Origin of the sequence: Mycobacterium sp. HUMS_12744610 (assembly GCF_041206865.1) — a bacterium.
GTDB lineage: Bacteria > Actinomycetota > Actinomycetes > Mycobacteriales > Mycobacteriaceae > Mycobacterium > Mycobacterium servetii.
In genome coordinates this window covers 3,894,646-3,902,186 of record NZ_JBGEDP010000001.1, presented here as the reverse complement: position 1 = coordinate 3,902,186, position 7,541 = coordinate 3,894,646, and the positions used below count along the sequence as shown (strand labels likewise).

General features: G+C 69.0%; 8 protein-coding genes. 7 read left to right on the top strand and 1 reads right to left on the bottom strand.

Annotation, left to right across the window (positions count from 1 at the left end; genetic code table 11):
- The first annotated feature begins 4 nt into the window (after positions 1-4).
- From AB8998_RS18675 to AB8998_RS18660, 4 genes are read left to right on the top strand one after another with little or no spacing between them, the layout of a single operon-like run.
- Positions 5-985, top strand: coding sequence for an ATP-binding cassette domain-containing protein (locus tag AB8998_RS18675; protein ID WP_369739234.1), 981 nt, complete (start codon positions 5-7; stop codon positions 983-985).
- Entirely contained in the window at positions 982-1,794 is an 813-nt protein-coding gene (locus tag AB8998_RS18670) for an ABC transporter permease (protein ID WP_369739233.1), read from the top strand. Before AB8998_RS18675 ends, AB8998_RS18670 begins: the two co-directional genes overlap by 4 nt.
- Positions 1,794-2,600, top strand: a complete 807-nt coding sequence (locus AB8998_RS18665; protein ID WP_369739232.1) for an ABC transporter permease — start codon at positions 1,794-1,796, stop codon at positions 2,598-2,600. The genes AB8998_RS18670 and AB8998_RS18665 overlap by 1 nt, the downstream gene beginning before the upstream one ends.
- A 19-nt stretch (positions 2,601-2,619) precedes the next feature.
- On the top strand, positions 2,620-3,882 hold the full coding sequence (locus AB8998_RS18660) for a phthiocerol/phthiodiolone dimycocerosyl transferase family protein (protein ID WP_369739231.1): 1,263 nt from the start codon (positions 2,620-2,622) through the stop codon (positions 3,880-3,882).
- Here AB8998_RS18660 and AB8998_RS18655 read toward each other — a convergent pair.
- Positions 3,875-4,705, bottom strand: a complete 831-nt coding sequence (locus AB8998_RS18655; protein WP_369739230.1) for a class I SAM-dependent methyltransferase — start codon at positions 4,703-4,705, stop codon at positions 3,875-3,877. The genes AB8998_RS18660 and AB8998_RS18655 overlap by 8 nt on opposite strands.
- Before the next feature lie 125 nt (positions 4,706-4,830).
- Between AB8998_RS18655 and AB8998_RS18650 the strand changes: the two genes are divergently transcribed.
- Genes AB8998_RS18650 through AB8998_RS18640 form a run of 3 tightly spaced genes read left to right on the top strand, consistent with a single transcriptional unit; the run spans position 4,831 to position 7,529 of the window.
- Positions 4,831-6,342, top strand: a complete 1,512-nt coding sequence (locus tag AB8998_RS18650) for a cytochrome P450 (protein ID WP_369739229.1) — start codon at positions 4,831-4,833, stop codon at positions 6,340-6,342.
- Positions 6,342-6,998 (top strand): flavodoxin family protein, encoded by a 657-nt coding sequence (locus AB8998_RS18645; protein WP_369739228.1) that lies wholly within the window; start codon positions 6,342-6,344, stop codon positions 6,996-6,998. The genes AB8998_RS18650 and AB8998_RS18645 overlap by 1 nt, the downstream gene beginning before the upstream one ends.
- A 15-nt stretch (positions 6,999-7,013) precedes the next feature.
- Positions 7,014-7,529 carry a DUF2505 domain-containing protein gene (locus tag AB8998_RS18640; RefSeq protein ID WP_369739227.1) on the top strand — a complete coding sequence of 172 codons (516 nt, stop codon included), beginning with the start codon at positions 7,014-7,016 and terminating at the stop codon, positions 7,527-7,529.
- Positions 7,530-7,541: the final 12 nt, after the last annotated feature.

Below are 7,541 nucleotides of genomic sequence, written 5' to 3'. Positions count from 1 at the left end.
AGCAATGCCAATCACCGAGAACGCGGTCGTCGTCAACGGGATCAAGAAGTCGTTCGGTTCCGTCGTCGCACTGACCGACATCAGTTTCAAGGTCGGCCGCGGGGAGGTGCTCGGGCTGCTCGGGCCCAACGGCGCCGGCAAGACCACGACGGTCGACATCCTCTCGACGCTGACCCGCCCGGACGGCGGCCACGCGGAGGTCGCCGGGCACGACGTCGTGTCCGACCCGGCCGGCGTGCGCCGCTCGATCATGCTGACCGGCCAGCACGTGGCGCTCGACGAGATGCTGACCGGCCGGGAGAACCTGCTGATGTTCGGCCGTCTGCAGGGCCTGAAGAAATCCCGGGCGCGTTCGCGGGCCACCGAACTGCTCGCCCAGTTCGACCTCGTCGACGCGGCCGACCGCCGGGTCAGCACGTATTCGGGCGGGATGCGCCGGCGGATCGACATCGCCTGCGGGCTGGTGGTCCAGCCCGAGGTGGTGTTCCTCGACGAACCCACCACCGGGCTCGATCCCCGCAGCCGCCAAAGCATCTGGAAGCTGGTGTCCGACTTCAAGGAATCGGGTATCGCCACGCTGCTGACCACCCAGTACCTCGAGGAGGCCGACGCGCTGTCCGACCGCATCATCGTGATCAACCACGGCACGATCATCGCGGAGGGCACGGCCGACGAGCTCAAGGAGCGCACCGGGGGCACCTACTGCGAGATCGTGCCGCGCGACCTGGCGGACTTGCCCGCCGCGGCGCGGGCGCTCGGATCCCTGCTGCCCGAGAAGAACCGGGACGCGCTCACCGGCGCCTCCGACCGCATCGCCATGCCCGCGCCCGACGGACCCAGCACCCTCACTCAGGTGCTGAGCCGGCTGAACGAGGCGAACATCGACCTGGCCGACATCGCGCTGCGGCGGCCCTCGCTCGACGAGGTGTTCCTCGCCTTGACCAGCCAGGACGCCGGCGAGCGACATCGGGTGGGTGTCTCGTGACCGCGGCCGCGATCGCCGCTCGCCCGGGGACGTCGCCCGTCCAGCAGTGGTGGGTGCTGACGGTCCGCGTGGTCCGGCCCACGCTGCGCAACGGGGAGCTGGCCACCCAGATCGCCGCGCCGATCATGTTCACCGTGAACTTCTACTTGCCGCTCAAGCAGATCATGGGCGCCTTCACCCAGGGCATGAGCAGCTATGCGCAATATCTGATGCCGCTGATCGCCTTGGTGGCGATCGCGTTCGCTGCGATCTCGGCCGCCTTCCGGGCGGCGACCGACGCGGTGCTGGGCATCGACCGGCGGTTCAAGGCGATGCCGATCGGCGGGTTGACACCGCTGGCCGCGCGCATGTCGGCCAGCATGTACCGCTGCGGCATCGCGCTGGTGGTGTCACTGGCGTGCGGTTACGTCATCGGGTTCCGTTTCTACGGCGGCTGGGCGCATGTCGTGGGGTTCTGCGTGCTGGTACTCGCCATCGGCGCTTCGCTGGCGTTGCTCGGCGACGTCATCGGAGCCTGGAACAAGAACCCCGAGGCGACTATGCCGCTGCTGCTTCCGCCCCTGTTCGTGCTGGGCCTGTTGTCGGTCGGCCTGCAGCCGGTCGAGCGGTTCCCCAGCTGGATACAGGGTTTCGTCCGCGACCAGCCGGTGTCCCAGTACGTCGACGCGCTGCGCGTGCTGGCCGGGGACAGCACGCCGGCTGCCGGGGCGGTGAGCTGGTCCACGATCGGTCCCGCCGTCATCTGGTGCGCGGGGGTCTTCGTGACCCTGCTGCCGTTGCACGCCCGCGTGTCGTCGGGGAGGCGATGATGACGGTGGCCGCGCATCGCAAGACGACGGAGAACTCGCCGGGGGCGCTCGCCCCGCAGACCTGGCTCCTGGCCGCACGGCTGCTGCTGCGGTGGCGCCGCGACCCGGCCACGGTGCTCGAGTCGCTGATCATGCCCGTGGCCCTGCTGGTGACCGTGAACACCGTGTTGGGCAACGGGGTTCAGCAACTGACCGGTCACAGCGCCCTGTACGGCACCGTCCCGCTCATCGCGATGGTCGGGGCCATGTCCGGGTCGATGGTCGGCGGCATCAACCTGATGCGCGAACGCGGCGAGGGCCTGCTGTCGCGGCTGTGGGTGGTGCCCGTGCACCGGGCGTCGGGCATGCTGTCGCGCCTGATCGCCGACACCGTCCGGATCGTGGTGACCACCGCGGTCATCATGGGCACCGGGTTCGCGCTGGGTTTCCGCTTCCACCAAGGTATTGCGGCGGCGGTGGCCTGGCTGCTGGTCCCGATCGCGTTCGGGGTGGCCTTCACGATGGCCGTCATGACGCTGGCGCTGTACACGGCGAACACCATCGTGGTGGAGGCGACCGAGATCGTCTGGGGACTGATGATGTTCTTCTCCACCGGCTTCGTGCCGGCAGACCAGTACCCGGGCTGGCTGCAGCCGATCGTGCGGCACCAGCCGATCAGCTACGCCGTCGAGACCATGCGCGGCCTGTCGCTCGGCGGGCCGGTGCGGGCGCCGCTGGTCGACATGCTGGCGTGGTCGGCGGCCCTGGCCGCGGCGTGCGCGGTGCCGATGGCGATCGGCTTCCGACGGGCCAGCACCCGCGGTTGAGAGGCTAGGAGTTCGAAAAGTGTTCACCTCATCGATAATTCGCAGGCTGTCGCGCAGCGAGGAGATCTTCGCCGAGACGCAGAGTTACGTGGGTCTCGGCGCGGACGTGCGGGGCCGGGTCGACCTGGACGCCCTCTCGGCGGCTTTCGACGCGCTGCTGGAGGCCCACCCGGTGCTCGGCGGCCATCTCGAGCAGGACCCCGACGGGCGCCACCAGTTCGCCGTCGACGACGACTTGATGCATCCGGGGATCGAGGTGCTGGAGAACGCCGACCCGGCAGCCGGAGTCCCGCCCGTGCACCTGGACCAGACCGCGTCGCTGGTGCACCTGCGCGTGGTCTCCCACGCCGACGGTGTGCAGCTGACCCTGTACGTGCACCACGCGCTGGCCGACGGCCACCACGAGTTCAGCCTCGTCGAGGAGCTGTTCTCCTACTACACCGACCTGGTCTGCGGCGGCGGCATCGGCCGGGTCGAGGTGCGACCCGCGCCGGATTCGCTGGAAACCGTTCTGGCGCAACGTGGTATCGGCAAGCAGCAGCGGTCGGGGCTCGAGCGGTTCATGCCCGCCGTGTTCGCCTACGACCTGCCGCCGTCGCGGCGGACCGCCTCCGAAGTCACGCCGGCCTCGCCGCTGCGCGTTCCCATGGCGGGATGCCGGCTGAGCGAGCGCGAGACGCAGGACCTGATCGCCTTCGGCCGGTCCCGGAAGGTCAACCTGAACGGACTGCTGTCGGCGGCGGTCCTGATGGCGGAGTGGAAGCTGCGCGGCGAGACCAACATCCCGGTGCCCTACCTCTACCCCGTCGACCTGCGCTACGTCCTCTCGCCGCCGCTGTCGGCGACCGCGTGCACCAACCCCCTGGGGGTGGCTACCTATCTGGCCGAGATCGACCACCACACCGAGGTGGTGAGCCTGGCCCGCGACATCGCCGAGACGTTTCGGGCGGACCTGGCCGACGGGGTGGTCCAGCAGTCACTACTGCACTTCAGCCCGCAGTACGTCGGCAACCCGCCCGGCATGCCCGACGTCGTCATGCTGACCGACAGCGGGCTGGTGCCGCCGGTGCGCACGCCGCCGGAGGTGGAGCTGGTCGCCGCCCACAGCGAGTTCTACTTCGCCGTCAGCGCCGGCATCGACATGTATCTGAGCAAGATCTTCGCCGGCCAGCTGGTGGTCGAATACCACACGCACGCGCCGGGACCGGAGAAGTTCGTCGACGAGATACATGCGGTGCTGCGCAGCGTCGCCGAACAACACGCCGCCAGTGGCGTCAGCTGACGGGCCCGAAGGCGTAGCGATGGTATTGCAGGGTGCGGCGCAGCGGCGGGGCGATGCGGCTCAGCCGGCCCGCCACCCGGAACCCTCGGGGCGCGCCGCGAAATGTGCTGGCGTCGAACAATGTCGCGGCGATCAGCAGCCGGATGCCGGGCACCCGGCTCAGCACGTCCTGCGGGCTGTCGACCCCCCAGAACAGCTTCGAGCCGGTGCGCCGCACCAGCGTGTGGCCCTTCTGCGACCTGATCGCCCACCGGTTGTAGAAGTCGATCTGCAGCTCCCCGGATCCGAAGTGCTCGACGAAGCGGTTCAGCAGCGCGGCGCCTTCGTCCGCGGTCAGGTACATGCTGATGCCCTCGGCCAGCAGCAGCGCGGGGCCCTCGGCGGGTATCCGGTCCAGCCAGGACATGTCGGTCGCCGACGTGGGCAACAGGTGGTATCCGTGGCGGGACGGAAAAACCTTCTGCCGCAAGGCAATCACCTCGGGGTAGTCGACGTCGTACCACCGCACGTCCGGTCCGGGATCGAGCCGGAAGACCCGGCTGTCCATCCCGCAACCCAGATGGATGACCGTGCACCGCGGGTGCATGGCCAGGAACTGGCGCGCCCAGATGTCGTACTGCGCGGTGCGCACGGTGATCAGCGGAGCCCACTTGGCGGTGATGCCGATGTCGGTGAAGTCGTAGTCGAGGCGTGCGGCCGCCTCCTTGGCGAACCGGTCGCCGAGGATCGGGCGAGCGAAATCGGCGTCCAGCGCCTTGAGGTAGAGCGTCGCCAGCATGGTCTGCGGGGCGCCGCTGAGATCGACCGAAACCTTCTCCGTCACCTCTCCGAGGTTACGGGCCGCTTCGGGGTTCGTGGGCGCGCGGGTCGACCGAGACCCCCCAGGATCCCGCGAGTTGCGGCCACACCCCGCGCACCTGTCGTCGCCCCCGGAAAGGAGCAACGCCGATGACCGCCATCAGCACGCCGGCGTATCTGGCCGACCAGGCCCGTCGCCGGCTCACGCCGACGCTCAACAACATTCCCGGCCTGGGACTGGTGGAGCGCAAGGTGCGCGACCATCCGTGGAAGACCAAGGTGCTGGCCGCGCCGCCCGCCGGCAGCGGCCTGGCGCCGGTGCTGGGCGACTCGGGCCTGCCGGTTTTCGGCCACAGCCTCGAGATGTTCCGCGGCGGACCCGACTTCGCGTTGCACATGTACCGCAAATACGGTCCGGTGTTCTTCTCCGACGTGCGGATCCTGCGCTCGGTCAACGCGCTGGGGCCAGAGGCCACCCGGGCGGTGTTCGCCAACAAGGACAAGGCCTTCTCCCAGAAGGGGTGGTACCCGATCTGCGGGCCGTTCTTCAACCGCGGCCTGATGCTGCTGGACTTCGACGAGCACCTCTACCACCGGCGCATCATGCAGGACGCGTTCACGCGGACCCGGTTGTCCGGCTACGTCGAGCACATCGACCGGGTGGCCACGGGCGTCGTCGCCGACTGGCCGACCGACGACGCCCGGTTCCTGTTCCATCCCGCGATGAAGAAGCTCACCCTCGACATCGCGTCGATGGTGTTCATGGGCCACCAACCCGGCACCGACCGTCGACTGGTCACCAAGGTGAACGACGCCTTCACCATCACGACCCGCGCCGGTGGGGCGTTCATCCGTTATCCGGTGCCGCCGTTCAAGTGGTGGCGCGGCCTGCGGGGCCGCAGAGTGCTGGAGGACTACTTCACCGAGCGGGTCAGGGAACGCCGCGACGCCGACGGCAGCGACCTGCTCACCGTGTTGTGTCACAGCACGGACGAGGACGGCAACAGTTTCACCGACGCCGACATCGTCAACCACATGATCTTTTTGCTGATGGCCGGCCACGACACCTCCACGACGGCCACGACCAACATCGCCTACAACCTTGCCGCGCACCCGGAATGGCAGGAGCGGTGCCGCGACGAGTCGGCGCGACTGGGTGACGCGCCGCTGGACATCGAGGCGCTGGAGAAGCTGGAGGCGCTGGACCTGGTGATGAACGAGTCGCTGCGGATGGTGACCCCGCTGCCGTTCGTCATGCGCCAGACGGTGCGCGACACCGATCTGGTGGGCCACTACCTGCCGGCCGGCACCCTCATGCTGGTGTGGCCGTCGATGAACCACCGGCTGCCCGAGCTGTGGACGGAACCGGACAGGTTCGATCCCGCGCGGTTCGCCGAGCCGCGGGCCGAGCACAAGAGCCACCATTACGCCTTCGCCCCGTTCGGCGGTGGCGCGCACAAGTGCATCGGGCTGGTGTTCGCCCAGCTCGAGGTCAAAGCCGTCATCCACCGGCTGCTGCGCCGCTACCGCCTCGAGCTGGCCCACCCCGGCTACCGGTCGCGCTGGGACTACGGCGGCATGCCCATCCCGGTCGACGGCATGCCCATCGTGCTGCGGCCCCTCGGCAGAAGCGAAGCGTTGAACCACAAGGAGACTCACTGATGCGCCCACGGGTCCTGCTGCTGTACTACACCTACACGGGGCAATCGCTGAAAGTCCTCGAGGCCGCGGCGGAGGTGTTCCGCGACCGCGGGTGCGAGGTGCGCAAGGCGCAGATCGAGTTCACCGACCCGCGCTTCGCCGAACCGTTCACCCGCTTCCCGATGCGGCGCGTGTGGCCCGACATGCTCAGCGTGCTCCCGGCCCAGCTGCGCCGCGCGAGTGGGGAGATCCGCACCCCGGACGCGGTCCGCGACGGCGACTACGACCTGATCTGCATCGGCTCGCCGACCTGGTGGCGGACGGCGAGCATGCCGATGCGGTCGTTCCTGAAGTCCGACGAGGCGCGACGACTGCTGGCGGGCAAACCGTTCGCCGTGTTCGTGGTGTGCCGGCGCTACTGGCGGGAAAACCTCACCGCGGTGCGCAAGCTGGGCACCAAGCGGGGCGGCCGCTACGTCGACGGCGTGCATTTCGCCTATCCCGGCGACCAGGTCCGCTCCATGCTCTCGCTGACCAGCTACCTGGGCACCGGGGAGTACCGGGACCGGTACCTGGGCGTGCCCATCCCGGCGACCAACGTCGGACCGCAGCAGCTGGAGCAGGCGCGCCAGTTCGCCTCCGCCCTGGCGGACCGCTTGTTCGCCGCCACCCGATAAGGAATCGTCAGCCCCATGCCACGCACATTCGACATCGTGACCGAGTCGTCGGCCAGCGTCGGGCAGGTCCATGCGGCGTTCAGCCGCAAGGACTACTGGCTGGCCCGGCACGAGGCTTTCGACGCTTCCACCTCGATGGATTCGCTGACCGTCGACCCCGACGGGACGGTCACCATGCACGCCACCCAATACCTGGGCCGGCAGCTGCTACCCGGCGCGGTCGCCAGACTCGTCCCGGGGGACATCAAGATCCTGCACAGCGAGATGTGGACGCCCGTCGCGCCCGACGAGGTACGCGGCGAGGTCCGGGTCTCGGCCCCCGGCGGGTTGGGGTCGGGGCTGGCGAATGCGCGGCTGGTGCCGGCGGGCCCGCCCGGCCACCACGGCTCGCAACTGCTCTTCGCGGCGTCGGTCGAGGTCAAGATTCCGCTGTTGGGCGGCAAACTCGAGAACGCCATCGGCGCCAATCTGGCCGAGAACATTCCGGTCATCCAGCACTTCACCACGGCCTGGATCGCCGAGCATTCTTAGGACTCACCATCC

Coding starts and splice junctions, on each gene's coding strand:
- AB8998_RS18675 (WP_369739234.1), top strand. CDS start 5: ATGCCAATCACCGAGAACGCGGTCGTCGTCAACGGGATCAAGAAGTCG.
- AB8998_RS18665 (WP_369739232.1), top strand. CDS start 1,794: ATGACGGTGGCCGCGCATCGCAAGACGACGGAGAACTCGCCGGGGGCG.
- AB8998_RS18650 (WP_369739229.1), top strand. CDS start 4,831: ATGACCGCCATCAGCACGCCGGCGTATCTGGCCGACCAGGCCCGTCGC.
- AB8998_RS18645 (WP_369739228.1), top strand. CDS start 6,342: ATGCGCCCACGGGTCCTGCTGCTGTACTACACCTACACGGGGCAATCG.
- AB8998_RS18640 (WP_369739227.1), top strand. CDS start 7,014: ATGCCACGCACATTCGACATCGTGACCGAGTCGTCGGCCAGCGTCGGG.